25 protein-coding genes are annotated in these 26,204 nt (G+C 49.9%); 7 read left to right on the forward strand and 18 right to left on the reverse strand.

The annotated features are described in order from the left end of the window. Positions 1 to 126 precede the first annotated feature (126 nt). The 3 genes from DCCM_RS08525 (at position 127) to DCCM_RS08535 (ending at position 1,698) form a co-directional block, all read left to right on the forward strand. Positions 127 to 753, forward strand: coding sequence for a hypothetical protein (locus DCCM_RS08525; protein ID WP_104371997.1), 627 nt, complete (start codon positions 127 to 129; stop codon positions 751 to 753). A 90-nt stretch (positions 754 to 843) separates the two neighbouring features. Then, on the forward strand, positions 844 to 1,263 hold the full coding sequence (locus DCCM_RS08530) for a hypothetical protein (RefSeq protein ID WP_104371998.1): 420 nt from the start codon (positions 844 to 846) through the stop codon (positions 1,261 to 1,263). 87 nt (positions 1,264 to 1,350) lie between these two features. Further along, the gene (locus DCCM_RS08535; RefSeq protein ID WP_104371999.1) at positions 1,351 to 1,698 is read left to right on the forward strand and encodes a cupin domain-containing protein; all 348 of its coding nucleotides are present in this window, start codon (positions 1,351 to 1,353) and stop codon (positions 1,696 to 1,698) included. A 202-nt stretch (positions 1,699 to 1,900) separates the two neighbouring features. Here DCCM_RS08535 and DCCM_RS19455 read toward each other — a convergent pair whose 3' ends face one another. Further along, the gene (locus DCCM_RS19455; protein WP_269433745.1) at positions 1,901 to 2,029 is read right to left on the reverse strand and encodes a hypothetical protein; all 129 of its coding nucleotides are present in this window, start codon (positions 2,027 to 2,029) and stop codon (positions 1,901 to 1,903) included. A 138-nt stretch (positions 2,030 to 2,167) separates the two neighbouring features. Here DCCM_RS19455 and DCCM_RS19460 point away from each other — a divergent pair, with 138 nt between their 5' ends. Continuing rightward, the gene (locus DCCM_RS19460; protein ID WP_269433746.1) at positions 2,168 to 2,290 is read left to right on the forward strand and encodes a hypothetical protein; all 123 of its coding nucleotides are present in this window, start codon (positions 2,168 to 2,170) and stop codon (positions 2,288 to 2,290) included. 695 nt (positions 2,291 to 2,985) lie between these two features. Here the strand turns inward: DCCM_RS19460 and DCCM_RS08545 are convergent. The 9 genes from DCCM_RS08545 to DCCM_RS08590 all read right to left on the reverse strand — a co-directional run bounded on the left by DCCM_RS08545 (position 2,986) and on the right by DCCM_RS08590 (position 19,401). Further along, on the reverse strand, positions 2,986 to 4,320 hold the full coding sequence (locus tag DCCM_RS08545) for a TIGR02679 family protein (RefSeq protein WP_104372000.1): 1,335 nt from the start codon (positions 4,318 to 4,320) through the stop codon (positions 2,986 to 2,988). Next, on the reverse strand, positions 4,320 to 8,549 hold the full coding sequence (locus tag DCCM_RS08550; protein ID WP_104372001.1) for an SbcC/MukB-like Walker B domain-containing protein: 4,230 nt from the start codon (positions 8,547 to 8,549) through the stop codon (positions 4,320 to 4,322). Before DCCM_RS08550 ends, DCCM_RS08545 begins: the two co-directional genes overlap by 1 nt. Beyond that, complete coding sequence (locus tag DCCM_RS08555; RefSeq protein WP_104372002.1) at positions 8,549 to 9,850, reverse strand: TIGR02678 family protein; 1,302 nt, start codon at positions 9,848 to 9,850, stop codon at positions 8,549 to 8,551. The genes DCCM_RS08550 and DCCM_RS08555 overlap by 1 nt, the downstream gene beginning before the upstream one ends. Beyond that, positions 9,847 to 11,340 (reverse strand): TIGR02677 family protein, encoded by a 1,494-nt coding sequence (locus tag DCCM_RS08560; protein ID WP_104372003.1) that lies wholly within the window; start codon positions 11,338 to 11,340, stop codon positions 9,847 to 9,849. The genes DCCM_RS08555 and DCCM_RS08560 overlap by 4 nt, the downstream gene beginning before the upstream one ends. Before the next feature lie 512 nt (positions 11,341 to 11,852). Next, on the reverse strand, positions 11,853 to 16,349 hold the full coding sequence (locus tag DCCM_RS08565) for a DEAD/DEAH box helicase (RefSeq protein WP_104372004.1): 4,497 nt from the start codon (positions 16,347 to 16,349) through the stop codon (positions 11,853 to 11,855). A gap of 240 nt (positions 16,350 to 16,589) precedes the next feature. Continuing rightward, entirely contained in the window at positions 16,590 to 16,892 is a 303-nt protein-coding gene (locus tag DCCM_RS08575; protein WP_104372006.1) for a type II toxin-antitoxin system RelE/ParE family toxin, read from the reverse strand. Then, positions 16,879 to 17,151 carry a type II toxin-antitoxin system Phd/YefM family antitoxin gene (locus DCCM_RS08580; RefSeq protein ID WP_104372007.1) on the reverse strand — a complete coding sequence of 91 codons (273 nt, stop codon included), beginning with the start codon at positions 17,149 to 17,151 and terminating at the stop codon, positions 16,879 to 16,881. Before DCCM_RS08580 ends, DCCM_RS08575 begins: the two co-directional genes overlap by 14 nt. Before the next feature lie 231 nt (positions 17,152 to 17,382). Next, positions 17,383 to 18,990, reverse strand: coding sequence for a DHA2 family efflux MFS transporter permease subunit (locus DCCM_RS08585; RefSeq protein WP_104372008.1), 1,608 nt, complete (start codon positions 18,988 to 18,990; stop codon positions 17,383 to 17,385). 51 nt (positions 18,991 to 19,041) lie between these two features. Continuing rightward, positions 19,042 to 19,401: a PadR family transcriptional regulator gene (locus DCCM_RS08590; RefSeq protein WP_104372009.1), complete on the reverse strand. Its 360-nt coding sequence runs from the start codon at positions 19,399 to 19,401 to the stop codon at positions 19,042 to 19,044. 106 nt (positions 19,402 to 19,507) lie between these two features. Between DCCM_RS08590 and DCCM_RS18560 the strand changes: the two genes are divergently transcribed. Continuing rightward, positions 19,508 to 19,651, forward strand: coding sequence for a hypothetical protein (locus DCCM_RS18560; RefSeq protein ID WP_165792079.1), 144 nt, complete (start codon positions 19,508 to 19,510; stop codon positions 19,649 to 19,651). A gap of 51 nt (positions 19,652 to 19,702) precedes the next feature. On the opposite strand, the gene DCCM_RS08595 is transcribed toward DCCM_RS18560, so the two are convergent. Then, the gene (locus DCCM_RS08595) at positions 19,703 to 20,107 is read right to left on the reverse strand and encodes a winged helix-turn-helix transcriptional regulator (RefSeq protein ID WP_104372010.1); all 405 of its coding nucleotides are present in this window, start codon (positions 20,105 to 20,107) and stop codon (positions 19,703 to 19,705) included. A 189-nt stretch (positions 20,108 to 20,296) separates the two neighbouring features. On the opposite strand from DCCM_RS08595, the gene DCCM_RS08600 reads away from it, so the two are divergent. After that, on the forward strand, positions 20,297 to 20,938 hold the full coding sequence (locus DCCM_RS08600; RefSeq protein WP_104372011.1) for an FMN-dependent NADH-azoreductase: 642 nt from the start codon (positions 20,297 to 20,299) through the stop codon (positions 20,936 to 20,938). Positions 20,939 to 21,139: 201 nt separating this feature from the next. Here the strand turns inward: DCCM_RS08600 and DCCM_RS08605 are convergent, their stop codons facing one another. The 3 genes from DCCM_RS08605 to DCCM_RS08615 all read right to left on the reverse strand — a co-directional run bounded on the left by DCCM_RS08605 (position 21,140) and on the right by DCCM_RS08615 (position 23,514). Beyond that, entirely contained in the window at positions 21,140 to 22,282 is a 1,143-nt protein-coding gene (locus DCCM_RS08605; protein WP_231702708.1) for an alpha/beta fold hydrolase, read from the reverse strand. Positions 22,283 to 22,888: 606 nt separating this feature from the next. Continuing rightward, positions 22,889 to 23,227 (reverse strand): HepT-like ribonuclease domain-containing protein, encoded by a 339-nt coding sequence (locus tag DCCM_RS08610; protein ID WP_104372012.1) that lies wholly within the window; start codon positions 23,225 to 23,227, stop codon positions 22,889 to 22,891. Continuing rightward, the gene (locus DCCM_RS08615) at positions 23,224 to 23,514 is read right to left on the reverse strand and encodes a nucleotidyltransferase family protein (protein WP_104372013.1); all 291 of its coding nucleotides are present in this window, start codon (positions 23,512 to 23,514) and stop codon (positions 23,224 to 23,226) included. Before DCCM_RS08615 ends, DCCM_RS08610 begins: the two co-directional genes overlap by 4 nt. A 226-nt stretch (positions 23,515 to 23,740) precedes the next feature. On the opposite strand from DCCM_RS08615, the gene DCCM_RS08620 reads away from it, so the two are divergent. Further along, positions 23,741 to 24,325, forward strand: coding sequence for a hypothetical protein (locus DCCM_RS08620; RefSeq protein WP_104372014.1), 585 nt, complete (start codon positions 23,741 to 23,743; stop codon positions 24,323 to 24,325). A gap of 214 nt (positions 24,326 to 24,539) precedes the next feature. On the opposite strand, the gene DCCM_RS08625 is transcribed toward DCCM_RS08620, so the two are convergent. The 4 genes from DCCM_RS08625 to DCCM_RS08640 all read right to left on the reverse strand — a co-directional run bounded on the left by DCCM_RS08625 (position 24,540) and on the right by DCCM_RS08640 (position 26,203). Beyond that, on the reverse strand, positions 24,540 to 24,821 hold the full coding sequence (locus tag DCCM_RS08625; RefSeq protein WP_104372015.1) for a hypothetical protein: 282 nt from the start codon (positions 24,819 to 24,821) through the stop codon (positions 24,540 to 24,542). Between the two features lie 48 nt (positions 24,822 to 24,869). Next, on the reverse strand, positions 24,870 to 25,235 hold the full coding sequence (locus tag DCCM_RS08630; RefSeq protein ID WP_104372016.1) for an SHOCT-like domain-containing protein: 366 nt from the start codon (positions 25,233 to 25,235) through the stop codon (positions 24,870 to 24,872). A gap of 22 nt (positions 25,236 to 25,257) precedes the next feature. Continuing rightward, on the reverse strand, positions 25,258 to 25,620 hold the full coding sequence (locus DCCM_RS08635; protein ID WP_104372017.1) for a DUF2089 domain-containing protein: 363 nt from the start codon (positions 25,618 to 25,620) through the stop codon (positions 25,258 to 25,260). A 274-nt stretch (positions 25,621 to 25,894) separates the two neighbouring features. Beyond that, the gene (locus DCCM_RS08640) at positions 25,895 to 26,203 is read right to left on the reverse strand and encodes a 4Fe-4S binding protein (protein ID WP_104372018.1); all 309 of its coding nucleotides are present in this window, start codon (positions 26,201 to 26,203) and stop codon (positions 25,895 to 25,897) included. Between the last annotated feature and the right edge of the window lies 1 nt (position 26,204).

The raw sequence follows: 26,204 nt of genomic DNA on the forward strand, positions 1-26,204 counted from the left end.
CACCGTCCCCATGCCACACCGTCCCCATGCCACACCGTCCCCATGCCACACCGTCCCCATGCCACACCGTCCCCATGCCACACCGTCCCCATGCCATACTGTCATGTTTCTGATGGAGTGATTTAGATGAGAAGACTCTTTTCTTTATTTACTTTGTTGATAATATTAACCATGTTTTTGAGTGGTTGTAATACCAATGAGAATAAAGCTAATAGCAATAAAGGGATTGTGTATATATATCCTTCCAATCTATTTAAAGGTGATACCAAAATATTACAGCCCCATTTAGACATTATTGGTGGCTGCGTAAAAATACAATACAAAGGAACAAAGAAATTCATTGGAACTTCAATTGAGCTTTGGGAAAACGGGAAAATAAAATCAACATTAAATCCATTTTATTCAAAAATTGACGGGACTTTTGATGGTGAGGTTTCGGTGTCATTAAGAGACGAAGGGCCGGATAATGCAAGCTCTTCATTTAAGGAAGTAACGGAAATATCCCAAAATGGAGGGTACAGCTCTTCGACTTGCATTATCCCTAGATTTAGCTCCTCATATCAATATGGACCAAAAGAACTATCTGGCAGCAAGGAAGTTACTGATAATGAAGCAACGGCAGTATGGGGCCTGATGGCCGAAAAGGGGGCAACCGCTACATATAGTAACGATGAATCTATTGAGGAAATGGCAAAGAGAGTTGACTGGGCTTTTGTCTTAAAAGTTTCTTTCTCAGATAATACGAAGAATTAGTATTTTTGCATATTTAACTTCCATCCATATTATTTAAATTATGAATTGGCTATGTGAGGGCCTTTATTAAGCAGTATCAGGGGTGCTAAAATGAAAAAATTAATTATTTTATCATTTTTCCTCTTAATGTCAGCATGTTTGTCTTCGGGTTGTGAAGCACCTGAATACGAAATAAAAATCAAAACAGATATAACGAAATATACTCCATTAATGTCCTCAGCAATAGGTATCGGAATGACTCCGCAATTTGAGACAAATCAAAAAAATATAAAAGTGCAATATCACTGGACAACCACAAATGGAAGGTTTTTACTTTTCGGGGATAAATGGGACAAAGAGATTGTTAATTCAGGAGAAAAAGTAATATGGAGTCCATTGGGAGAGGTTTCAACAGAACCCGATAGTATTATTGTTACATTAAAGGTGGAGGATATTAAAACGGGTAAGATGCTGGCCCAAAAAGAACTTACCATAGAAAGAGAGGAAATATTTTATATAGTAAAACCATAATCAAACTGCTAATGGAATATAAGATCCGGTAGAATTGATAACTAAGCATTATTCATATTAGCACACCAACTAAAAAGGGAGATAACTATGAAGGACTTCCCAAAATTCATGAAAAATATAAGAAACCGAATAAAGCAATCTTCCCAGTACACAAAAGATATCGAAGGTTATGTTTTCGATGGTGTCGATGGAAGCCAGATGGCTATTTGGACTTGTCACCATGATAGAAATTCAAGTGAACATGTTCATGATTTTGAAGAATATATTGTTTGTGTTTATGGTCAATATATTATTGCAATGAATGATAATGAAATCACATTAAATCCCGGTAATGAATTATATATTCCATCCGGTACTGCCCACAGTGGCAGGTGCATTGCCGGAACAAGAACCATACATGCATTTGGCGCAAAAAGGGCAGAAAGAGAAGGGTAGTAAATAGATATGTTTATTTAAATAAATCGGGTGCTGTGATGCATTTATGTGACTTTTTCATACCATGAAAAAATGGGTCAGAAACTTGTCATGGACCAAACTTGTTCCCGTGGAAGAATATGTTGAAAAACAGTGATAACCACAGTTATTGGGCCACTCCCGTCTGGTTTTTCAATATCCCAGCCCTTTTACAATCTCGTGATCAAGAATTCTTTTGCGCTCTTTCCAATCCGGCATATGCACAGTCGCCTATGGTGTCGGCCGCCACCTTGCCTTCCTCGGGCTGGATGGAGGAAGGGCGCAAATCAAGAGACTCAAAATCCTCAAGCATTTCCCTCAACCGAGTATTTTTTTGCTTGTGATTGCCCAGCAGGGCTGCGCTATTAAAGTCGATATTTCTAAATACACCTGTAAATAGTGAAGGATTATCATCTTCTATCCCCCGCAGGGCGATATTGATGCGTAGTCTATGGCAGGAATATCCAACGCCGCCAATGCTTTTGCGGATATTGATTTTATAGCCGCCACCGAACCCACAATATTGCTGTTTAGCCAGGTAGTACCCCGTTTTTCCAGCAGTCAGGCTATGTAGGCCGGGTAATAGTCTTTGAACACGCGAATCACAAAGAGATTGCTTGAAAAACCGTGTTTGCCATATCCCCGGTTATTAGTGTTGCAATGTCCGTATTCAGCCGTTTCAGTAAAATATCGTTCTTTCGAACGAAATAGTTATTATCAACGGAGGTATGTCTTTTTATTTCCGAAGTGCTTTGTATATCGTTGAAAATTCCTAAATGGTTGGGCTGAATAAAGTTATATGTTATACCGCTTAAATGGTCCTCGGCTCAAATGGCTCATTCAGAAACGTGCGATTTGGTTGATGTGCCACCTATTGTGTTTTATACTTAAAGGCGACCACGTCACCCTTTCCGTCGACTACGCTCCAAAACCGCCCGCAAAAAGACTAGGACTCCCCACTATCAATCAGTGAGAAGCCCTTGTCTTTCATTATATCTGGCAGGGAGCTAGGGATTCGAACCCCAGGCATTTCCTAACCTGGATACGAAAGATTACAAAGCTCTGGATGAATTACTCCCCTGGCCTGCTACTTTACCTCCAGTGTGTCGGGGACACAAATTTCCCCAGCGATGAAAAACCCGCCCAACATTGGCGGAGGGTTCATGCAACCAATTGGCGAATGGAGCTTGATTCTATCGTAGTAAACCTTGATGAGCAATCTCTCCCTTTGGTTATCTCCAGTCCCCGACCAGAAAGACACATTCTTTTTTAAAGACTGAGCCGCCGCTGTTTTTCCAGATCCGCCCAGAGCTGGCCGGCCACCTGCTCCTGGTAAGCGGGCTTTTTTGTGCTTAGCATCGCCCAGGCCACCTCGGCCAGTTCCCCTTCCACCAGCCCCAGCCGGGCAACATCCTTTACCGATAAATTAACCGCTACAGTTCGCAAGGCAAGAGCCGTCCGGTAATCTTCCACACTCATTCTCCATAAAATGAGTTCGGGAAAGCGCTGCTTCAGCGCCAGGGCGATGGATATTCCGTTTGAGTCAAAGTCTCCGCCATAGTAGAGCCGGTAACCCACCCCTGCCAGCCTTTCCATCAGCTGGTAGCCGGCGGCGCTAAGAAACCCGGCGGTACAGACCAGGAGCGGACGTTCATCAAACGGCCAATGCCGCGTCCGATCAGCAAAAGTTTGAAACACCGATGGATTTTCCAGCACATAGGCTGACCGTTGGTGTGCCTGAAGCCGTTGAAGCCCGCGCACCTCCCGGAGGGGAATCTTCCACCCGCCGCCTTGATCCGCCATCGACTGGATCACCGGATGCCCGGAATCACGGAAGTTGGCCACCGCCACGTCAGAGGAAATACCGTCCACCTCCAGGCTGGCCTGGCCCAATTGCAGCCCCCGCCAAACAGACAAGGGCAAATGGCTGCGACCGGGGGCACAACCAAACAACTCCCCTATGGCCGTCAAAAGCAGCTGGCCTGCCGGCGTCCCCTGGTCAAAGCAGTGGGGATCACCGGTAACCCGGGCGGCAAACATGGCCAGATGAGACTCCCCGGTGGCAGGAAGCACACTTATGGCCAGGGCTACGTTTTTTGCAGCTGTCACCGCCGCCTCCCGGTCACCGTTCCAGGCTCGTCTGAACCACTTCCCCGACGGGGTATCCTTTAACAGGCCCTCAAGCCAGGAAAGAACGGTTGCACTGCCTGCAAAAGCCATCCGCAGCCGTTGATGCTCCCGGGTCAGAGCTTCCACCAGAACAGTCTCCCTGTCTGCCCTGGTATGAAAGGAGCCCACGTCCACCTCCAGCACCGAGAACAAATCGGCCCCATATTCCCTTAATCTTTCGTGCAGGTCCAACAGACGAATCCGGGTATGCTTTGCTCCATTCTTGCCGGCCAGCCGCCGGTGCCCCCAGAAATCAGCCAGCGCCTTTCGCTCGGCAACAGAAAGATTTAGATGAATAACACCGCGCAAGGCAGCCGGGTTCCCCCGCAGTTCCTCCAGTGACCGGCCGGATCTCTCCAGTAATGCCTGCGCTTGATCCAATAAAAACCCTATCCCGGCCGCCCTCATCCGGCGGGCTATGACCATTGCATCCATTACGCGCCCAACTCCTCTTTCTTACCGACAACACACATTTGTGCGGCCTGGCCGGACAATTCAAAGGGATCTGTCACCCTCTGTCCGTCCCAAAGACTCGGATAGGCGGTGTGGGTGGTGCCGGAGAGGTACATCTGGTAGCTCATAACAGCCGGCAACTGGTCACTGTAAGGCATATCTTCGGGAGAAGTTATTATCCAGTTAAGTTTCAACTCATTTAGATAGCGCAGGTATGTTGCCTGGTTCTTTGGGTCAAAGCCCGCAAAAACCTCGTCCAGGAAAACAATCCGGGGAACATCGGAGTCCCGGGCGGCGTCATAACGGGCCGCCACCCCGGCTATGATGGGCACGGCCAAAGCCCAGGAACGGCCGAACATGCTCCGGGTTCCAAAGCCCCGGTTTTTTATTGGCTCCGGTTTGTGTCCCGGTTCGTGGCTAAAAAGCCGGAATTCGTACCATCGCCGGTAGTCAAGGGTTATCTGGATGGCTTCCAGATAACCCACGGTCCGGTTCTGGGCCTGGGCCTCCCGCCTAGCCCGCTCCACCTCGTCCCGGATCAGCTTTGCCAGTTGGTGCCGCTGCTCACCTGTCAGCCAATTAACGCCCACCAGGTTCAGTTCGTCAAGCGCCCGACCCACCCGGACACCCGGCACCGAGTCTGCCTGGAAATCCAGTTTGAAGGAAAAGTAAGCCCCGCTGGATGATTTCAGCCCTTCTAGTTTCCGGTTCATTATTATACGAAATTCCATGGCCCCGGCCATCAGATCGATTAACTCATCCAGGAGGTCGTTACAGATTATTTCTTCGTAGAGGTTCCGCTCCTCAGCGCCAATCAATTTCCGGGTCGTCTCCTGGCGATCAACCAGCCGTTCATATAATTCCCCGGGCATCAGTTCCCGGCGCGCCTCGTCAAAAAAAACGATTCGGTCAAAGGTCTTACTGTGAGTAGGCCGATACTCGATCAATTCGTCGGCCACCTTTTGAAACCACTTCATCAACTCGGTCTTTCGCTCATCAATGGCTTCCTGCAAGTCGGTGATATTATCCACCAGATTGGGAAGCATTCGTAAAGAACCGGGCTTATGCTCGGCTTCAGACGTCAAACGGCCGGCTTCCGCCGCAAAGTCCGGGTGCAGGGAGAGCCGCTCCAGCAAAAGGCTCCGCTTCTCATCCCGCAATTGTTTAGCGGTCCGCACTTCCGGTTCCAAATATGCCAACTGCTGCACTGCCGCCTCGTATTGGCCCTTTTGTCCAATTTTATCTTCTTTGGCAGCTTCTATTTCTCTTTCCAGTTGCTGAATCTGATCCTCCAGCCGCTGGCGGGCGGCAAGGGCCACGGCTATATCAGGGTCCTGAATCCGTTGTTTAAGCGCCGTTACCTCAGCCTTAACGGCCAAATATTCCCTCTCCGCAGCTAACTGCTGATTCTTCCAATCCTTGCGCGACCCTTCAAGTTTTTTTATCTGCTCACTTTTATACCGGTATTGCTTCATCCATTGCTCCAAGCTCCCGTACAATTGGGTCAGCGCGCTTATGCCTTGAGAAAACTCCTTCAAACCATCAACCAAACGATCAAGTCCGTCCCCGTTAAGTTCCCCGGCAAAAGGCGCCCGGCGCACCGCTTCCCGGTAAAGGGCCTGTGCAGCCTCGAAGTCCCGCCTGGCGGCGTCGGCCATAGGCCTGGCGGCATCCACCGCTTGCTTTGCCTTTTGTGCGGCATCCCGGGCGCTCTCCAGGTTATGAATAGCTTTGAAAAGGGCCTGCCACAGCAGTTGGTCCAACCGGTCCAAAGCTCGGTCCACCGCCTCCAGCGAAATCCGGTACAATTCAGACTCGGCCAAGACCCCCATCCGCATATCTTCCGCCGACTGTTTAGCCTCCTGAAGGAGGTTAATCCGCTCAGCAAGGGCCTGCTGCCGGCGGAGGGCGCCGACCAGACCGGGCGTTTCCCGCATCCAGGGCGCCACTTGTCCCTCCGCCAAACCATGCCGCCAGCGTCCGTCCGGGGCCACCCAGTGGTCGCCCTGCCCAACGCCCCAGCCGATGGCCGCCAGGGCCGCATCGGCAATCCCCGGCGCGCATTCCTCCGATTCCATCACCGTGGCCAGTGACGGGCCTGTCACTGGCCGGGAAGACCAAAGCCAGGCATCGGCTAAAGGCGCGTCTCCGGCTGGGACAACCAGATCCAGCACCCCAGCCTCCAATAAGGCAGCTTCCACCAGGGCGGCCACCTCCGGATCGATGCCCGGACGAAAGCGAACCAACTCATAAAGCGGTTTGACATCATTTACCTCCGTCCGGGCGGCGTCCCGGATGACCGAGCGGGACGGCCGGAAACCTTTTTCAGCCAGCCCGCGAACCTCCTCATCCAGCCGGTCAATCTCCCGGCCAATGACCTCTGCCCGCGCCAACACCCTTTGCCGAGCGGACTGCAGTTCCGAACGCCTCTCCCCGGCATATGCCCGGAGCGGCTGCAACAGATCATGATGGCCCTGGTCAGGAACCGTCTGCAAATCCAACACCGCGCCCCGCACAGCTGCCAGCCGATAATCCGGCAATTCCAATTCCGGGTGGATGTCCTGCCACTTCTCCAGAGACTCCACCAGCCGCTCCTTTTCCTCCGCCAATTGGTCCCCGGCCCGGTTCACATTGTCCACCGCCATCTGCCATTCCCCGCGCAGGCCGTCCAAAATCCCTTCCTGTTGCTGAAAATCCCTTTCCCTGTCCATCATCACCCTCAGGCTATCAAGAACAGTGCGGCACCGCTCCGCCATATCCTGACTCTTCTCGATCAGGCAGGCGGAGTCCGGCGCTGCAGCGTGAGCCTGGTCGGAAGGTTCGGACGGGTCCAATGTCAGAGTGTGGTCCCGGGCCTCCCGCAGCACCTCCCCGGCCTCGGTCCAACTCAAGCCGTGGGCGACCCGGATGTGCTCGTCCAGGCGAAGGACAATGCGGCGGCGGTTGTTATTGAATTCCGTTTGGATATGACTGAGATCGCTGTTGGCCTCATCAATCTCTTTGGTAATCCTGCCCAGATTTTCACCGGTTATCAGGTAGTTTTTTCCAGTACTTTCTTCCCGGCTCCGGGCTTGCTTGAGCTGTGCGGGCAGTTCCGCCACGTCCACCCGCTGGGCGGTCAGTTCCGACCCGGCCAGTGACATGGCTGTTTTCTTTTCCCGGATTTTGTTATCCAATCCGTCGACGGCCGTCCGGGCCTCATCCCGCTGATTTTCGGCCTTTTGAAAGCGTCCCACCACATTGGCATAAGATCCGAGCTGGCTGCTGTACTCCTGGGCAGCTTGCTGCACCAGCACCTCCACAAGCCAGTAGTGACGGCGGTCGATCTCCCCGGCCATCTCCGCCTGGTTTTCCAGATCTTTCAAATTCCGTTGATGAAGCTCAAGGTTATTAATCACCGCCGATAGGTTGTCCATCTGCTCCGCCGGCAGTGGAGGCAGAGATTCCTGCAACAATTGGCAGACTTTTTCAGGCCCTTCCTGGGTGGCCTGCACAATTTTGGGCCGGCGCGCCGAAACCAGCGACTCTATCAATGCCCGGTAATCATCATCCTCCATTTTAAAAAGGTGGTCGTTCACCTGCTGCCGGTAGATGTGGCGCTTGGTGGTTACCACCACGGCATCGGGGGGCACGTCCCCTTCACCATCCACCACCAGTCCCAGGTCCGGCAATTGCCTGAAGTCCTGTAACCCGAAACAAATACCGTCCTTGTCCCTGACATCGAAATGGCGCCCTAAACGATAGCCGGGAATAATAAAGCCCCACCACTCCCGAATCTTTCCCTGGACGGCCTGGGAGGCGTCCACTCCCATTCCGATGGTAAGATAACGCCCGTCCCGTTCGCGGCGGAACTCCATGGCCACATAACCGACCCGGGCCTTATAGGAAAAAACTTCCGGATTCTCCGGATTATCGTGCTCCTTCCCCAGCAAAAAATAATGAAGATACCGGTCCGGGGAGAGAGAGGGATCAAGCCTGCGCGGGGTTGTGTCTCCGTCCAACAGTGTTGCGGCCAGCGCCAGCAGGGAAGATTTTCCGCCCTCATTCTGGCCGGTCAGCGCCATGTTGCCCAGCCCGGCCTGCAGCTCCTGGTCTTTCCAATGCCACCAATCCCGAAAAATCAGACGGTTGACCGCCCACCCGGTCGGCCCGCCGGGAAGTTTTTCGGCTATTTCATACATAGTTCCGGTATGTATTCTCAGCAAATCCATTACCCGTCCCTCTCTTTCCAATCCGACAGCCCGTCGAATAGAGGAATCTGAATAAATTCATCTTTCCCCTTGCAATGAGGCAAGGCAGCCTCCGCCGGTTCCTGGTAATAGCCAACGGCGCTTGCGGCGCCGGGCAGCAGGTAACAGTAACCTTTGGAGTCCGGCCCCCGCAAATAGCCTATTCTGCGCATCTGCCGGTAAATAAGATCAACCAACTGGCCCATGTTCATCTTCTGCATCTCCTGGCCCCACTGTCCCCGGTGAGCCTCCGCCAGACCGACCAGATAATCCCTGAGATCACCCTCGGGCAAACGCACATCTCCTTCAGGCCCGGCCGACAGCCGCCCTGCCGCCAGCTCATCCCGGATTTTGCCTATCAACAGGAGGACCGGGTGAAAGTAGTACCGGATGTGCGGGGCAACATCATCCTCCTGCGCGGCATTGAGGCCCGCCCCCACCTCCAGCAGCAGGCCTGCTGCCCCCCGAGCGGTTGTGGTGCGCCAAACCCGGGCGAAGTCAAGCCCCATCTCGATCTGCCAGCCAAGAGAATTGTGCAGGTCATCGGCCACCTCCTGGGGACTCTCTGTTAGCGCAGTGAAAGCCTCGGGGTCATCACCCCGCCAGAGAACCGGGCCAATAAGCAAGGTCCGCCAGGCCCGCTGCAGGGGAGGGAGTTCATCTGCCACCAGAGGAAGAACAGGCTGCCCGGCATCGCTTTGGCTAATGGCTTTCATAGCCTCTTCACCCACCATTACCAGCAAGCGGGGGGAATGGGAGGCCAGATCATAGAGGACTTCCGCATCAGGGTCGGTTCTGTTCTCAGCCCGCACCCAGTGATCCTCGTCCCCCGAATAGGCGGTAAGAACACCGAGCCGCTGCAAGAGCCGAAGCGCCCGGACAAAAGACTCCCTGTGGGGGCGATTCTCCATGGTGAACCGCCCTTCTGAAATCTCCTGCACCTCCCGGGCCAGTTCCGATAGCGCAAACCAGTCCTGGGCGTTACTGGACCGCATGGATGCGAACCAGAGAACCCAGCATAAACAGGCATAATCCAGTGGTTCCTTCAGCCCTTCCATCCCCCGGCCTGGCACTGCCCGCGCAGGAACACGCTCCAGCCGGTAGGAATCCTCCCATTGCGCCAGCCTCCAACCCGGGCGTTCCCGGAACCACTCCTTCAGCCAATGGTAATGGAGAAAAATCCGGCGATAAGCATCAGAACTGCTCCCCCGGGTTACCAGAACCCGGTCCAACAAGTCGTGCAGCGCCATACGCCGCTCTTCATATTTGGCCTGAACACTCAAGGGTGAATCCTTCCTTTCTGCAACCTCAGGATAATGGGCTTGCGGTAGAGGAAACCGTCCGGGGCAGTGATGACCCCGGTGGGCAAAGGCACCGCCTCCAACACCACCCGCCAGTCGCGATACCCTACCGTGGCAGTACCGCTTCCGGCCTCGGCCCTCTTCACCAACTCAAGAACTTTCCGGCGCAAATCGGGGGTTGCCAGGTGCAGATAGCTGAGGTCCAGGATGCCGGAGGAGCCAAACAGCGCCTCAAGTTCCCGCAGCTTCCGCAGACGCTCTTCGGCTTGCTCTTGCATCTGGTTATACTCTTCCACGGACCGGTCCCGGGTGGCAGCCGGCCGAATCCTCTGGCGCTGCCCTCGCCGGACAGACTGCAGGGGCACCTCGGCGGGTTTTGTCTCCCAAGCCTGCTGGTCGGAAGGAGGAGGAGCCTGTCCTTTAAAATGGAGCGGTAAAGTGGCGCCGAAGGCTACTTGGGCCAGCCATTCGGCTTGTTCCAGATTTTCGGGAGGAATATCGGCAAAGGTACGGGCCATTCGCAGCAACTGCTGTTCATGAATGGAGCCGCCCCTCTGCTGAAGGCTGAGTCGCTTTACGTGATTGGAAATCTCTACGATAAAACCCCTGGCCTGGCCGATCAGAACATCCACATCACTTCGCTGTGCTGATCGTGTATGCCGGGCGAAATAACGAATTAGAGTGTTTACCTGTTCCCGGTAGCGTTTGACCGCCACCTCATAATCATCAACCAGGGCGTCAGCCGCAAGCTCGCGCCGGGACTGGGCGGCGCAACAGTCAGCCAGGACATCCTTCTCCCGTTCCAGGTTCAGGAGCAAGTAGCGAGCATGATCCCGCTGTTCGAAAAGACGGCTGATATAATCAGTCAGGTAGTCCCGTATCCGGTTTTTGTATTCCTCGTATCGCTCCATATCCACAGTCTTGGGCTGGTTCTGGGTTAGTCCGAGCATGTATCTGTCTGCGCTGCGGGCAAAGGTGTCAAAGGAGCGGAATACGGATTGCCAGAGTTTGTACACCCTGGCCCGATCCTTACCGGATGCCGGAAGGGAGAAGGCGGACATCACCTGCGCCAAATCCTCCAGGCTCAGGATCATATCATCCAGCGCGGATGGGTTAAGCTTAGCAGCCCGCTCCTGCTCCTCGGACAGCCGGGCCTCCTCCAGGAGGAGAGCAATTCGCTCGATCTGGTAAGTCTTTGGCCGCCGGCGGACATCGGAGATGTCTTTGGGCCGAGACCGGATGGGAAGCACCCGGATAGCTCCCCACTGTTGCAGTTGGTCCAGGTGGTACTGGCATTTCTCTTCCGTATACTCCAAAAACCGCATTTTTACATATTGCCAGACATCGATAGATTCCACAAAATGATTATGCGTACGGTGCTGCAACAGGAAATACCGCATAATGGCGCGATACTCATCGGCCTCTTCGGTAAGATACTTGGCAGCCGTTATTTTTCTAAATACGTCGATCATGCGGTCCCTCTCCAAATTGGTTTTTTATGTCGTTAAATTTTTCAGTATAATAATTACCCTTCGCCGCAACTTCTAAACGAAAGCATCCGGCTCGGGTGTTGGCTGGCTTCCCGGAACAATTTTATACTTACTTTCTATCATATACTGTAGTATTTTATCGATCAATGTTTGATAATCCCCAGACATCCTTAATTGCGGCTGTACAGCGGCTATCGCGGCACAGCCCTCCAAAAACATAAAAGACCACGGAGATACCGTCCTTTAAATGGTGTCCCCGTGGCATAGGCTGTTGTTTTTAAAAAACCTTAGCTGTCCATTAATAGCATCTGCCAAGATAATTAATAAGCGCTTGCCCTCATCGTCAATAGTCCACTTCGTCAAACCGGGAGCAAAAACCGGTAATTATTGAGCTATTATGGCTTTTTCTATTGCTTGCTGACACACAAACAGGGACCACAGATATCCCGAATTTATTTACATGCCGGCAGCAGGCATCCCCCTGACATCCCGGCCTAATATTGCCGCATCAATTTCAGACTTTTATAGTCGGCGGTGAAACCAACACTTTGTAAAGCTTTTTTGTAGGGGCTTTCCAGGGCGGGCAGGACGTTAACGGACTCCACCACTATTCTTTTTAAGGGATTAAACTCACGGGTCAGGAGGACTTTGCAAAAAGCAAAATACGAGGGTAAAGCCGGGTCGTCGGGTTCGGCTTTGATTAAAAGCTCTTTGCCGTTTCGTTTGGCCGTCACTTTCAGCCGGGTGCCATGGAACACCACAAAATTGGCCGGCAAGCGGGCGGGAAGGTCCTCGTCCATGCCGGGAAGTTTCAGCCCGCAGGGCGATGCGGGGTCAGCCGCGTTCAGCCAGTAAATACTATCCTCGTTCAATCCTTTCTGCAAGAAAAGATACGCCTCCCGGGAAGCAAACTGCAAGCCGGTGATTTGTTCAAAAAAATGCCCGGCATAAATCTCCCCGGAAAACTCCATGAGACGCAGTGCGGAAAAAATTCGCCGCCACTGCATCCCGGGCAGTTCCTGCTGGACCAGTTCCCGGAAAAGCACGCCATAGCGGGAAAGAAGCTGGCGGATTCTCTCCTTGACCAATTCCTCCCGCTCCACGGGATCCCGCTCTTCGTTTTCCGGCAGGGCATACCAGCTGCCGTGCAGGGGACGCGAAGCGGACCAGCGGCTGAATCCCGCCCGGCGGCCAAAACCACCCTTGCCTTCCGCCTGGAGGGGGGCAAATTTGGTCAGGATGCCCCTGCGCAGCGCGGCAAAGCTGTCGTTGGTGATGCTTCCCCGCCAGACATGCTCCCATAATCTTGCTGTTAAAACATCGCTTGACAAACCCGTATGCCGGCCCAGGGCAAAGAAATCGTATTTGCCCCGGGGATCCGGAAAAAGCGCCCGGGCCCGCGCCTCCTCTTCTTCCCCCTGATAATCTTCACCGGGAGGAAACAGCTCCAAATCCTCACGAAAGCAAAAGCCAATCCTCTTGTTGCCCCGGCCGAACCATATCAGATCACTGGTTTGCAGGAGGCTATCCAGCCAGGCGGTATAATAGGGCTCCATGCGGGCGGGCAGGATGGCTTCCTCCCAGAGCTGGGCCTGGCTGATAAAGCCAAACAATTGCTCCAGGCGCCCCTGTAAATCCTCCAGGGTGCTCCCTTTTTCCACAACCCCCTGGCAGTACGCCAGAAACAGGGGCAGCGCCGTCGCCGGCAAAGGCCTGAACTCCGGCCGGCGGGCACGCCTGGACATCATAAACAGGCGCTCCAGATTTTCGCGGTCACATACCTCTTCTTCGACGGCTCCCCGGGTAAGCACATCCGCCACGATATATTCCTCTTCCAGCAAGGTGGCAAATACCTCTGCGCAAACCTCAGCCGGCAGTCCAAGGCTGCGGCTCACAAACTCCCGGGACACGGGACCGTAGTAGGACAACCACTGGCTCACCAGGAGGGCCGTATCGCTTCCGGATTCCTCCGGCTCCCGGGCAGCCTCCTGTTCAAAAAGGGCGGCGGCTCTTTTCAGACCCTGGGACAGTTGGCCGGCTGCCTGGGGGAGCAAGGGGAGCAGGGTAAGGCCGGAAAAGCCGATACCCAAACCTGCGGCGATCCTCGGCAATATTTCCAGGGCGCACAGGCCCGGCTGTTCCGTCCCCGGCAGGTGCAGCCAGGCCGCCTTTCCTCCCAGGTTGCTCTTAATCTCTTCCAGGGTTAAATTGTGGCCGTCCGACCGGTGATCCCGTTCCATGGCGGCAAAGAGGGAAGCCGCCTCATCAGCGGGAATAAAAAGGCGTTCCTTGATCCAGAGCAATAGCTCCTCCCCGTCGGCGGGCGCATACCCCGGAGCGGTCCGCTTGAGCTTGCCGTCCAATTCCCGGACCAGGGCCTCAGGGATTTCCGGCCGTAAATGAGGTGAATACACCAGCTCTTTCAATAACTCCCGGCTCAATCCGGACTGCTTATCGGATAAGGGAGTGTCGTCTTCATACATGTATTTGTTGGTCTGGCGCCAGATCACGTCGGAAGCGAAAGGAGACGGCTGGTGGGTAATGGCTTCGCTTATACTGATCCGGCCGTCCTTTATTTCTTCCAGCAGCTGTTTGACCGCTTCCAGGTCGAATTCATCCTTAAGACAGGTGCGCCAGGTCTCAAGCATGATGGGAAAATCGGCGCACGGGGCCACCGCCGACATCAATTTTTTGGCCCTCAGGCGGTTCAGCCACAAGGGCATGCGTTTTTTGAAGCCGGCTTTTGGCAACAGCAAGGCGCGCCCCGCGTTTTCCCGGAATTTCGCTCCGAAAAAGCCTGAACTCTCCAATTTAGCCCGCAAAAGATTCTCCAGGTTTTGGGGTGAAACCAGGGAAAACAGCTCTCCCGGCGCAAAGCTGTGGGGCAGCATTAAAAGTATGCTGTTGTTGCCCACATACATCTCCAGGGGATAGCCGAACCTTCTCTCCCAGGCGGCGGCCAGGGCCATGGCAAAGGGACGGTTGACTTTGCCGCCCCAAAGTGCATGTATAATAACCTGTTTGCTGTCCGCCGAATTCAGGGGATCGGAAAAATGCTCCAATAAAATATGATGACGGTGGGGCAAGGGCTGGCCGGTCGCTTCCTTTTGCCGTTTGAGAAATTCATAGAGCCGTTCCGCCGCATATGCGGACCAGCCATGTCCGGCCAGCTGATAAGCGAGGGCTTCCGTTTCCAGGTCTTTATCCGCCTCTTCCAAGAAGAGACCTATTTTTTCCGAATAAAAGAAATCCCGGTTTTGCTCTTCCGCCCGCCAGAAGGGTATTATGTTAATTGTCCGGTCACCGGGAACCACTTCCACGTCATTGTGTGTAACGCGCATAATCCGCCAGACCTGGGTGCCCAGCATGAAGGTTTCGCCCAGGCTCCGCTCCCAGACGAACTCCTCATCCAGCTCGCCAATCTTGGCCCTGGTATCCATCAGTCGCAGATCGTAGCAGCCCCTGTCGGGGATGGTGCCGCCCCCCTGGTAAACCAGGCGTTCCACCCTGTCACGGGCTTTCACCGTATTGTCCAGCTTGTCCCAAATGACCCGGGGGTTAAGCTCCCGCAGGCGGGTATCCGCATAGCGGCCAGCCAGCATTTCCAGCAGCAGGTCATAACTCTTCCTGGACAGGCCGCGGTAGGGATAACTTGTCCTTAGAAAGGCGTAAAGCTCATCCACGTTCCAGGTCTCAACAGCGGTCATGGATAAAAGTACCTGCGCCAGCACATCCAAAGGCGCCTCAATGGGGGCGATGGGTTCAATCCCCTCTTCGGACAGGTTTAAGGAGGCCACCGCGGCTTCCACAAAATCGCGCCCGTGAACGGGATATAGAATTCCCCGGCTCACCTGTCCCACCCCGTGGCCGGCCCGGCCGATCCTCTGGATGGCGGCAGTCATTGAGGGCGGGGTTTGCACCAGTATCACGGCGTCCAGTTCGCCGATATCTATTCCCAGCTCCAGGGAATTGGTGGCCACAATTCCTTTCAGTTCGCCCGCCTTAAGCTTTTCTTCCACCGCCAGCCTTAATTCCCGGGCCAGTGAGCCATGGTGGGAATAAACCAGGGACTCACCCGCCAAATCATTTATATAGCGGGTCAGTTTCTCAACCGTCCGGCGGCTGTTGCAAAAAACCAGGGTGGCGGTATTTTCCCGGATCACCCTGGTCAGGGCGGCGGCCAGGGCCTGCCAGACGGCGTCCGGCTCCGTCTCCTCCTCCCCGCCATTGTCCCGCTCAATAGCTTCAACGGTCAGATTGTAGTGTTTTTTAACGGCCGACTTCAATATAACCACCGGCCTCTTCAGATAGCGGTAATCTTCTCCGGCCTGGACCGCCTCAAAGCCGCCCACAAATTCCGCCACCGTTTCCCGGGGCCGGACCGTGGCGGACAAGGCTATCCTCTGGAATTCCCCCGCCAGGGGAACAAGCCGGTCCACCGCCGTAATCAGATGGGTGCCCCGCTTGCTGTCCAGTATGGCATGGATTTCGTCCAGAATAACCGTTTCCACCCCGCTTAAAATGGCCCGGCTGTTTTTGGAGCCAAGCAGCAGATTGAGGCTCTCGGGGGTGGTGATCAGTATTTCGGGAGGTCTGCGCAGCATCTGCCGGCGTTCATTTTGCGGGGTGTCCCCGCTGCGGGTGAGCACCCGGACAGGGGGAAATCTCTCGCCGGCCTCTTCAAAATACTCCCGCAGTTCCCGGAGAGGCTTTAAAAGGTTGCGCCGCACGTCGTTATTAAGGGCCTTCAGGGGCGAAACATACAGAACCCGCACCCGCCCCCCCAGCCACTCCCCGGTTATCAGCTTTTGAAGCGCCCAGAGAAAAGCGGTCAGGGTTTTGCCGCTGCCGGTGGGAGCGGTGATCAGAACATGCTCGCCCTTGGCCACCCGGGGCCAGGCCTGAACCTGTATATCGGTGGGCAGGCCCACCTTTTCGGCAAACCATTTGCGGATAAGCGGATGAAACAGCTCCAAAACCGGGCTATACATTACCTCACCTTTCTTCCTGCCGGCATGGGGGTGGTGGCATGGGGACGTTTCGTCTGGCTTGTTAGATGCACTCAGGTGACATGGAAACACTTCGTTTGGCTGGCGGGGGTGGCATGGGGACGCTTCGTTCTTATGATTGACAAAAAAATTTGGCTGAATTCTCCTGATTTGAGGATTCCAGCCTTCTTTATCCAAATATATTAAAGGCGCCAAGCGGACGCCGGCTGTGGGACTCTTTTTTTACAGTAAAAACTCATATTGCCTGCGCCCGTATAGGATGCGGCGAATTTCCACCCAGTTGCCATTCACCACATAAAACACCAGATATTTGTGCACTATCAGTACGCGATAGCTCTTTACCCTCAACACCGGGCTTTTTAACAGAGGGCACCGCTCAGGCATTTGTGATAGCGAGCCGATACCTTCCACAATTTCGTCGTACAGTTTGAGCGCTGCCTCCGGCGAAAGCCCGTTGACATAATCGACAATATCCTGCAAATCCAGCTTCGCCGAGGGAAAAATCAGCAGCTTATAGTTTTCCATGAACACTTGCCCTCAGCTTCTTCGCGACCTCAAAGAAATCCTCACCAGCCGCGCCATTGGCAATCTCGGCCTCTGCTTCAGACAACTTCCCATAGAGCTCAATGAGTGCTTGCTGCTTCTCGTATGCTTCTATACTCATTACCACCATGTCACCTACACCGTTTTTTGTAATAAAAACCGGCTCACGCTCCCTGTGGCAAAACTCTGAGATTTCATTGGCATTATTTCGTAAATCCGAAATTGGCCGGATATTCGGCACGATAAGCCCTCCCCAGCTCTCAATATTTATGCGCTAAATATAGCATAATTTTGAGAGGCAATCAAATACTAAAGGCTTCTCCGCCCGCATCCCTTTGCCCAAAATTACTGAATGTTTCTTTACACACCGGGATCTGGCATGGGGACGTTTCGCTTGGCTTGTCCGTGCCATACAGGATGTAAAATAAAACCGGCCTGACTAATATTAGTTAGGCCGGTGGAGTGATATCTTTCAAGTTGAAGCGTTTTCACCCAGTTTACCCGGAACGTCCGGGCCTTCCCGGGCCAAGGGGCCCGCCGGCGGCTCCAGGGTCTCCCCTCTTTTCGCAGGCTTGTTGAACAAAAAAGCCAGGGGAACCGCTATGAGTATAAACAGCGCCGCCACGATAAAGGTGTCGTCTATGGCCCGGACCATGGATTCCCGGGCCACAAGCCCGCTTATCACCGCCAGCATTGCGCTTTTAGCCTGGGTTCCCGCGCCGGCCAGGGATAAATAGCCTTGCACTTGGTCCATTATATTAGCCCCGGCAGAGCCCGCGGAAATCCCTTCGGACAGCCGGGCCGCGTGAAAAACCTGCCTGTTTTGCATTATGGCCGTGAGTATGGCTATGCCAAAGGAACCGGCAACCTGCCGGCTTACATTGTTCAGGGCGGAGGCCCTTCCCACCTGGCTGACCGGAACGGTATTCATTCCCGCAGTGGTTATTGGCATCATGGCCAGCCCCATACCCAGGGATCTCAGCATTGCCAGAAGCATTATTTTATGGTTGCCGGTGCTCAAACTCAGATTGTGAAATTCATAAGTACCCCAGGCCGTCAGTGCCATACCGGTCACAGCCAGGATCTTAGCCCCGAACCGGTCGAATAGAAAGCCGCTGACAGGCATCATCAATGCTGTCACTATGGCTGCGGGCATTAGCAGAAGCCCGGTTTCATAAGGAGTCATAAGCAGTAAATCCTGGGTGAAAAGAGGTATCAAAAAGACTCCCCCGTACAGGCCCACCGTAATCAGGCTTCCCGCGACCACACTTATTGAGAATACGCCGCTTTTAAACAGCCTTAAATCAAGCATCGGCTGCTCACTGCCAAGTTCCACAATCACAAACATAAGGAGGAAAAAGAAAGAGCATATAAATAAACTGACTATATAATAAGAGGTCCAGCCCTCCCCGGTTCCCTCACTTAATGCCAGGAGCAGCGCAAAACAGCTCAGGGCGGATAAAATAAAACCCCAGGCATCAAATTTCAGGTTGTCGCGCGTAGTGCTTTCCGGAATCAGAAGGTTGGTCAGAACGAGCCCGGTAAGCCCCACGGGAATGTTCATTGTAAAAAGAAACCGCCAGTTTAAATGGTCCACAATATAGCCGCCCAAGGTCGGCCCTATAGCCGGGCCGCATACCGCCGCCATACCCCAGAACCCAAGGGCCAGCCCGATTTTCTCCCTGGGAACAATCCTGTACACGATGGCCATGCTCACCGGCATCATCGCCCCGCCGCCTATTCCCTGCACCACCCGGGCCGCCACCATGGAACTGTTGTTCCAGGCAAGGCCGCACAGCACCGAGCCAAGGGTGAAAATGGCGGTGCAGATAAGGTAAACCCGCTTGGTGCCCAGACGGTCACCGAGGTAGCCGGTAACAGGGATCACCACCCCCGAGGTCAACATGTAGGCTGTTAAAATCCACTGGGCGTCTTCCGCCGATACCCCGAAAATAGCCATCATTTTGGGCAGAGCCACGTTTATGGAGCTATTATTCAGTATCGCCGCGAAGGCGCTGATAACCACCACAAAAAGCGGCAGCCAAAAAGAATCCTTTTGGGGGACTTCACGCTGTTCCAATATAGCCACTTCCCTTTAGCCAAGAAATTATCCGGAGCCAAACCACAGGCGTCAGAGCCCCAGCAGGTCCGTCCGTAAAATTGCTATCCTGCGCTCGGACTCCTTCAGCCGTTCCTCCAGCATTGCTTCCAAAGCGGGTATGCGGGCTATACCGGCATCAGTTACCGTGTAAATTCGCTTGCCCCGGGTAACCGGGCTATCCCATTCCCCAACTATGTAGCCACGTTCCTCCAGGGTTCTAAGCAGGGGATACAGGGCGTTCGTGTTGGGTATGTAGGCATCCTGGGTCCTCCGTGTTATTTCCGCCGCCAGTTTATTTCCATGCGCAGGCTCCTGCTGAAGTATCTTCAGTATGTATAACCCTATAATGAGCCTTATTAAGGTTTCCTGCTCGTTTTTCTTTTCACCCATGACATTGCTCCATAATTATTAATTTTATTATTATTATTTTTATCAATAATTCATTCCCAAGTCAATGCCAAAAATAACCGGAAGCTTTTTTTAAAGCGAGATTAATATGTTTGAAAAAAAATGCTGTGCTGAAACCTTCGTTTCTGCACAGCATCCTTTTTCAACAAATGGCAAGCCGCTATACGGTTATATAATTATGCCGCCGGTTCAGCAAGGGGTAAAACAACTTGAAAATTGTGAAAAGCAATAAGTCAGGAACTGCCTCCAACCCCGGTAATCGCACCGGGTCAGTCAACTTCGCTCAGTCGGGCGAGTTCACAATTTCCGCACATTTTTCCTTACCATGGCCTTGTTCCAAATACTCGGCACCAAAACCGTGCATCATCTCCAAAATGGGAATTATTTTTTTCCCGACTTCTGTTAATCCGTATTCTACTTTAGGGGGAACAACAGGATACACCTTCCTGAATATAAGATTATCCTTTTCTAAACTTCTTAATTGCTGGGTGAGCATTTTTTGAGTTACATAAGGCAATCTTTTTTTAATGTCGTTAAATCTGAGCGTATTGTAACTTAAATACCAAAGGATTAATATTTTCCATTTGCCGGAAACTATATTCTGCACCAGAATCATTGGACATATGTCATACTTTAAGCACTTTTCCTTCATGTGGCATTCCTCGTGCCATTTCTCTTTATCGATCATTTCTTCACCCCGATGCCCAGGTATCTTTTTGGGTACTATGGCACAATGAAGTGCCTACTTGCTAAAAAGATATTATCTGCCTAATATTTTAACATGATTATTATTCACGAAACCACATTTTATAATTTATTTCCAAGACTGCCGGTATAAGCCGTAATGATACGGCAATCCGCAAAGGAGGGACGGGTAGTGTCAAAAGTATTGTATATTAAAGCGAATCCCAATCCGGAAGAGAAATCCTTCAGTGCTCTTGTCGGAAGGACCTTTTTAGATTATTATCGCGGGAAAAAACCGGGTGATGAGGTTATTGAGCTGGATCTCTATGAAATGAACATACCTCTTATTGACGGCAACGTTTTAAGCGGGTGGGAAAAGCTCCGGCAAGGAAGCCGCTTTGATGATTTTTCATTGAAAGAAATGATACAGACAACCAGTATTAATAAACTGACGGAGCAGTTTATACATGCCGATAAATATATATTTGTCTCTCCTCTCTGGAATCTTGGCATTCCCCCCCTGTTAAAAGCATATATCGATGCCGTCTGCATTGTTGACAGGTCATTTAAATATACGGAAAAAGGGCCGGTGGGGCTGTTAAAGGGCAAAAAGGCCATTCACATACAGGCCCGGGGGGGAGTGTTTTCAGAAGGCCCCGCCAAGGAGTATGAATTAGGGGATCGCTACATCAGAACCATATTAAACTTCATGGGAGTTCAGGTAGCGGATTCGGTTATTATTGAAGGCGTTCACCAGGCACCGGAGCAAATTGACGCCATTAAAGCCAGGGCAATGGAACAAGCCCGGAAAGCCGCTACAATATTCGCCCAATAAATATTTTAAAATATTTATTGGGCGGGAATGTTTCCCCCACCACCGGGGAAGTAAGGGGGCGGTTCTTTTGCTTCCTCAATATCATGCGTATACCCCCCGGCCTGGCTGGTTAGGTTGTTGACAGCCGTCTTGGGAAATGATGGTAAATAGATAAACAACAACCACCCGGTTTGATATCATATATTCTGTGCTTCTTGATAATTACCGGTTATCACTCAAATAACGTGGGATAGGACCTATTTTATTCAAAAAATCTTTTATAATCTTAATAAATTCATCAGGATGTTCAAAATGAATATCGTGTCCGGATTTTATCGTTATCATCTCATTTCCCTTAAGCAGTCTATGAACCTTTTCAGCGTCTTCATCACTGTTGGCTGCGTAAAGCACTCCATCCTTGCCATATAATGTGGCCGCCTTAATATATACAGATGGAGAGTTAATTTTGGATAAAGTTTCTTCCTGATCAAATCCTTCAAACCATGAACCAGTATAAAAAGTCTCTGAAAAGTCTAGATCAAAATCATCCAAATAAAGTGTGCCATGAATCCATTTATATGGTACATACCATAATTTTAACGGCTCTCCCGGATGTTCCGCCCGATACTTCCTTGTGCCCGCCGCAATAAGTTTTCTCAAATCACCAAACAGTCCCCATAAATAACTGTTTTCCATATAGTACACCACATAATCATCCGTATCCGTTTGATTTCTGAATTTGTGCACTATGTCAAAGCTTTCACGCCACGCAAAGGTATTCTGCATTTCATCCGGCTCCACACTAAAAAATGGTGGATCCTCTAAAACAATCCCCAACACATCTTCCGGCGCATTGGCCGCAATCCAGGCTGTTAAAATACCACCGGAAGAATGACCCGATACCACGCATGGTTCACCAATGACATTTTCAATAAACCGGACAAAATCCCGCCCCATGACAACACCTGTATACTTTGAAGAATCATGACTGGATTCTCCATGTCCATGACAATCAATTGCATATACGTGACAATATTTAGCCAGCCCCGGAAGAACTCTTGAATAATCTTCCCATTCCATGGACTGCCCGTGTATTAACAGAAGGGCCGGCCCATTATCCGGTCCTTCTGCATAATTCAGCACAGTTCCATCGTCAAGGGTCACCTGTTTTTCTTTATAACCCGCACCATATGTTTTCTTTAATGGTCTTTGGTCATAATTAATATTCTGATAAGCATAAATGCCAAGAGCGCTTGTGGCAACCACCATGATTATAACCAGCACAAGCAAAAATATTTTCAGCACTTTAAATTTCTTCTTTTTTACAGACTTTTGTCCTGTATCTCTTTCTTCTTCATTTCTCATTCTCTTCGCAATTTCTCATTCTCTTCGCAATTTCTCCTTACATTCTTCAGTTTGATAAACTGCTTTCACAAAATGCATACATTTGCTCAATACAATTTAAGCCAAAGCTAACCAATCATTGATATCCGGCACTGTTTGAACTTATCAATGAAAAAATATAAATATCAACGATATACCTATGTCCCGAAGGAATCAAGGTCTAACCTCAAAACATATATTTTGTATTTCGCGGTAAATTTTATTCTTCCCTTAAGAGAAAGCGTCAAAGATACAGGGGGAGCAAGGGACCGTTCTTTTGCTTCCCCTGTATCTTGCATATGCCGTCCCGGGCCTGGCTGGTGAGCTTGTTGATGATCACCCCGGGAAAAAATGAAGGAGGTAATATGCTACATAGCTGACTGGGGTAAACTTTTTCTGGAATTTAACCTTCTTTTTAGTGCTTGCGATTCGGAGTTAGGAATTTGGCCTGGTATGGCTCAGTGATGCAGAAAAAGAAACCTTACATGCCGGAGGGGTTGAACCGAGAGCGGCAGACTTGTGTTTAGCTAAAAAGGAGGGCAGCAAGGGACCGTCCCCATGCTGCCCTCTTTTAATCTTTTCGCACGACTACTGTCCCGCTTTTATAATTTCCTCGATTTGTTCCTTTAACTTCGGAATTTTTTTAGTGACAGTATCAAATACCAACTTCAGGTCGACACCAAAATATTCGTGTATCAGGACATCTCGCATACCGGCTATCAAGCGCCATTGTATATAGGAATATTTATCTCTTAGTTCTGTCGAAAGCTTCTTGGTTGCCTCTCCGATAATTTCAATGCGCCTAATTACAGCATCCTGCACCAAAACAGATTCAAAAAAAGTTTCTTTTGTTACGCTACGCATATAACTCTCAATAGCATTAATACTTTCAATGATATGTTCAAGAAAAACTAAATCCTCTTTCACATTATCACCTTTTTGTCTTTCAAAACATAGTTTTTAATATATTTTGAAAGGGCGCCTTGAGTTACGACATCTACTTTTCTCTGGAGGGCTTCTTCGAGAGCATATTTCAACCCAACCAGTTCGAATAACGAAAAGTCGGCATCGGGATCATATTCAATAAGAAAATCAATATCGCTATATTGGTTCTGTTCGTCCCGGGCAAAGGAACCAAATATATACGCTCTATTTATGCCATAACTTTTAAATATTGGTATCGTCTTGGTTTTAATTATCTCTATATTAAGCATAACAAACCACCTCAAAGCCTATCCAAAGATCCTTTTGCTTATGTTACCAATATTTGAGAAATGTTTCAAGTAAATTTCCGACGGTTCATTCTGGCGGAAGCATAATTCTGTGATATATAAAATGGACAAGAGGGGGCTGTTAGCGCAGTCCCTTTTATCGATATAATATGAAGCTTGAACTTATTAAGCAGTGTGTTATATTAAAGGTGATAAGGTGAGTGATAAAATGAGCAAAAATAAATATATGGTTCTTTTATTCTTGGGGCTATTTTTAATAGTCTGTCTGTTCGCGGCAATTAAATTAATTCAAGAGAAACAGAAGGTTCTGACGATCCGATTTTCGGAAACCGTTTCCACCGCAGGCCTTACCCTCCTCGAAAGAATGTATGATGACGTAGATAGTGACGGTAAAAATGAAAGCATCGAATTGTTTACCTCAGCCAAGAAAGGACCGGATGGACTGATAGGGTGGGATGATGGTCAACGATGGCTCCTGCTGGTGAGAGACGAGGGAAAAAAGTTTCCCCTTTTTGACGATTACGTGCAGTTAGGGCAATTACAATTTTGGGTGGGTATTATTAACAAATCTCAAATTGTTAGCCCCGGCAATGTGGATTTAGAAAGACATATATATGTTATGATCTCTGGTAATAGCCTCCAATTATCCGATTATTATTGGGATAAGCAAAGTCTTGGCTTTAAAAAAGAAATTGTTTTTAATCCTCCCAATCAGTGGGATGTAAAATCGTCATATAAATATTTAAATTTCAATCCTGATCTGATTGAACCTGAAAAAAGCACCCCGGATTAGTTAACAGTAATTGGTTAAAGTAAATATGGATCTTGCCTGCCGGGAGGATAAGGCAATCCCGGAGAGCAGCCCGGGAGCCTGGCGGGATTCTGCCGGGGATAGAGGGGTAACCAGGATTGCCCCTTCCTTTTTACTATCTTAAACAAAAGGCAGTTTTATACAATGAATTCTGTATAAAACCACCTTCTTAAATTCTAAACTCATAATATTTTGTTTACAGAGTTATGGTTACTTCATCGCCTTCCGCTGATGTAACTTCCACTAATTTTAGACCTCTGTGGCCCCTTAGATATTTTATGCCCTTGGCAAGCTCATCAAAATCTATGCAGTCAATTATGTCCCTTTGCCGCTGATTAAGATTCTTTCCAAATTTCTCTATAGCATAGGAAGCTATCCGACATCCTAAACTTGCGATACTTAAAGGTATGGGAATAAAAAAACTCTTACCATTTTTTTCTCTTATATAAATTCTCATTGCGACGATTCCCTTCCGCATTCCTTTCTCCGCACAGAAGAATTATTACTACCTGTGCCTCCAATGCTGTTATTCAACAAGAATCTCAACGTTGTCCCCTTTTTCACTTTTCACATCTACAATCTTACCGTCCAGTCCATCACTTACAGCCTGAAGAATAGCCTGAATGTCTATATCCTCCATACCTTCTATCCCTTCTATCTTAGGTATTCTTTTAATAGCGCTCCCTATGGTTCTTATGAACTTAACTGGTATATTTATATTTACGTTGTCTCCATTTTGTGAATTAACTCTAATCTTTAGCATTTTATCTAAGTTATCTGCAGGAACATCATTTTTAGAAGCATATAACACCCCTATAAGTTCTCCCGCTTTCTGCGCATCAATTTTTCCCTCTTCCAGCATCTTTAATACCTTCATAATCTCGTCATTCATTTAATCCAACTCCTTTTTAAAATTACTTTTTTAATAAATTCAATGCTTGTTCCGCTGTAATTTCTCCTTTTTCAAGCTTATCAATTACTTCGGAACTGTTATCTGATTTCTCCTTAATAGGTGCATACCCCAGTGAAACAATTAAATTTTCAATTTTGCTTCGAACTGTAGGATAAGATATTCCAAGTTCCTTTTCAACGTCTTTAATATTGCCTCTACATTTTATGAAAACTTCTGCAAAATTTAGTTGATCCATAGTGAGGTAAGAAAACTTGGAAAGTTCAAAGTCATTTTCAATAACAGTATTACATTTTTTGCATGTTAATTTTGTAACTGTAAGCTTGGCATTACATACAGGACATTGAGTTAATATTCTATAAGCCACACAAATCACTCTCCGTAATTGTATTATACTACTAATATTTATAATGTCAATATTTTAATTAATTTATTTTATATATTTTTATTTATTTATTAATTATTTTAATTCTCTTATTGATTTCTTTATTTATCCATTGTTCCACCTGGGATGGCACCCTCTGATACAAACCCGAGGGCGGAAACACCGCCTGTTCTTTTAAATGCCAATTGAAAAGTTAAATAAAAAACGGCTGATTTTCAGCCGTCAAAATTTTATCTTCCGGTGGATTACCGGTTAATTATTTGTTATGGGTCCTTACATTAAACTTCTCGATTTTTCCATTTATATCTATACAGGTCCATTCAATCATTTTATCTTTCTTTTTGGGAATAAGCCTAGCGGGATAATATCCAAGCTGATAAGGGATTCTGGTTTCCAATGCGCCTTTGGGACACTCCTTAACGCAGGCCATGCAGTCCCAGCAGTCCCTGGCGGAGCGGCAGAAGGCTTTCTGGGTAGCCGGGTTAACCTCCATCAAATCGCCGGGACAAATTTCTTCACATTTTCCGCAGCCGGAACATTTTTCATTATATACCACGGGCGGCATA

The organism is Desulfocucumis palustris, assembly GCF_002933875.1.
In the GTDB taxonomy this organism is placed as follows: Bacteria; Bacillota; Desulfotomaculia; order Desulfotomaculales; family Desulfocucumaceae; genus Desulfocucumis; species Desulfocucumis palustris.

What these genes read in the sequence shown, in the direction of transcription:
- DCCM_RS19460 (WP_269433746.1), top strand. Translation starts at nt 2,168, where the DNA reads ATGGCAGGAATATCCAACGCCGCCAATGCTTTTGCGGATATTGATTTT.
- DCCM_RS08560 (WP_104372003.1), bottom strand. Translation starts at nt 11,340, where the DNA reads ATGATCGACGTATTTAGAAAAATAACGGCTGCCAAGTATCTTACCGAA.
- DCCM_RS08595 (WP_104372010.1), bottom strand. Translation starts at nt 20,107, where the DNA reads ATGATCGATAAAGAGAAATGGCACGAGGAATGCCACATGAAGGAAAAG.
- DCCM_RS19455 (WP_269433745.1), bottom strand. Translation starts at nt 2,029, where the DNA reads ATGCTTGAGGATTTTGAGTCTCTTGATTTGCGCCCTTCCTCCATCCAG.
- DCCM_RS08590 (WP_104372009.1), bottom strand. Translation starts at nt 19,401, where the DNA reads ATGGGTGAAAAGAAAAACGAGCAGGAAACCTTAATAAGGCTCATTATA.
- DCCM_RS08620 (WP_104372014.1), top strand. Translation starts at nt 23,741, where the DNA reads ATGAGCAAAAATAAATATATGGTTCTTTTATTCTTGGGGCTATTTTTA.
- DCCM_RS08575 (WP_104372006.1), bottom strand. Translation starts at nt 16,892, where the DNA reads ATGGAAAACTATAAGCTGCTGATTTTTCCCTCGGCGAAGCTGGATTTG.
- DCCM_RS18560 (WP_165792079.1), top strand. Translation starts at nt 19,508, where the DNA reads ATGTTTGAAAAAAAATGCTGTGCTGAAACCTTCGTTTCTGCACAGCAT.
- DCCM_RS08630 (WP_104372016.1), bottom strand. Translation starts at nt 25,235, where the DNA reads ATGAATGACGAGATTATGAAGGTATTAAAGATGCTGGAAGAGGGAAAA.
- DCCM_RS08535 (WP_104371999.1), top strand. Translation starts at nt 1,351, where the DNA reads ATGAAGGACTTCCCAAAATTCATGAAAAATATAAGAAACCGAATAAAG.
- DCCM_RS08565 (WP_104372004.1), bottom strand. Translation starts at nt 16,349, where the DNA reads ATGTATAGCCCGGTTTTGGAGCTGTTTCATCCGCTTATCCGCAAATGG.
- DCCM_RS08530 (WP_104371998.1), top strand. Translation starts at nt 844, where the DNA reads ATGAAAAAATTAATTATTTTATCATTTTTCCTCTTAATGTCAGCATGT.
- DCCM_RS08525 (WP_104371997.1), top strand. Translation starts at nt 127, where the DNA reads ATGAGAAGACTCTTTTCTTTATTTACTTTGTTGATAATATTAACCATG.
- DCCM_RS08545 (WP_104372000.1), bottom strand. Translation starts at nt 4,320, where the DNA reads ATGGATGCAATGGTCATAGCCCGCCGGATGAGGGCGGCCGGGATAGGG.
- DCCM_RS08625 (WP_104372015.1), bottom strand. Translation starts at nt 24,821, where the DNA reads ATGCGGAAGGGAATCGTCGCAATGAGAATTTATATAAGAGAAAAAAAT.
- DCCM_RS08605 (WP_231702708.1), bottom strand. Translation starts at nt 22,282, where the DNA reads ATGAGAAATGAAGAAGAAAGAGATACAGGACAAAAGTCTGTAAAAAAG.
- DCCM_RS08550 (WP_104372001.1), bottom strand. Translation starts at nt 8,549, where the DNA reads ATGGATTTGCTGAGAATACATACCGGAACTATGTATGAAATAGCCGAA.
- DCCM_RS08615 (WP_104372013.1), bottom strand. Translation starts at nt 23,514, where the DNA reads ATGCTTAATATAGAGATAATTAAAACCAAGACGATACCAATATTTAAA.
- DCCM_RS08640 (WP_104372018.1), bottom strand. Translation starts at nt 26,203, where the DNA reads ATGCCGCCCGTGGTATATAATGAAAAATGTTCCGGCTGCGGAAAATGT.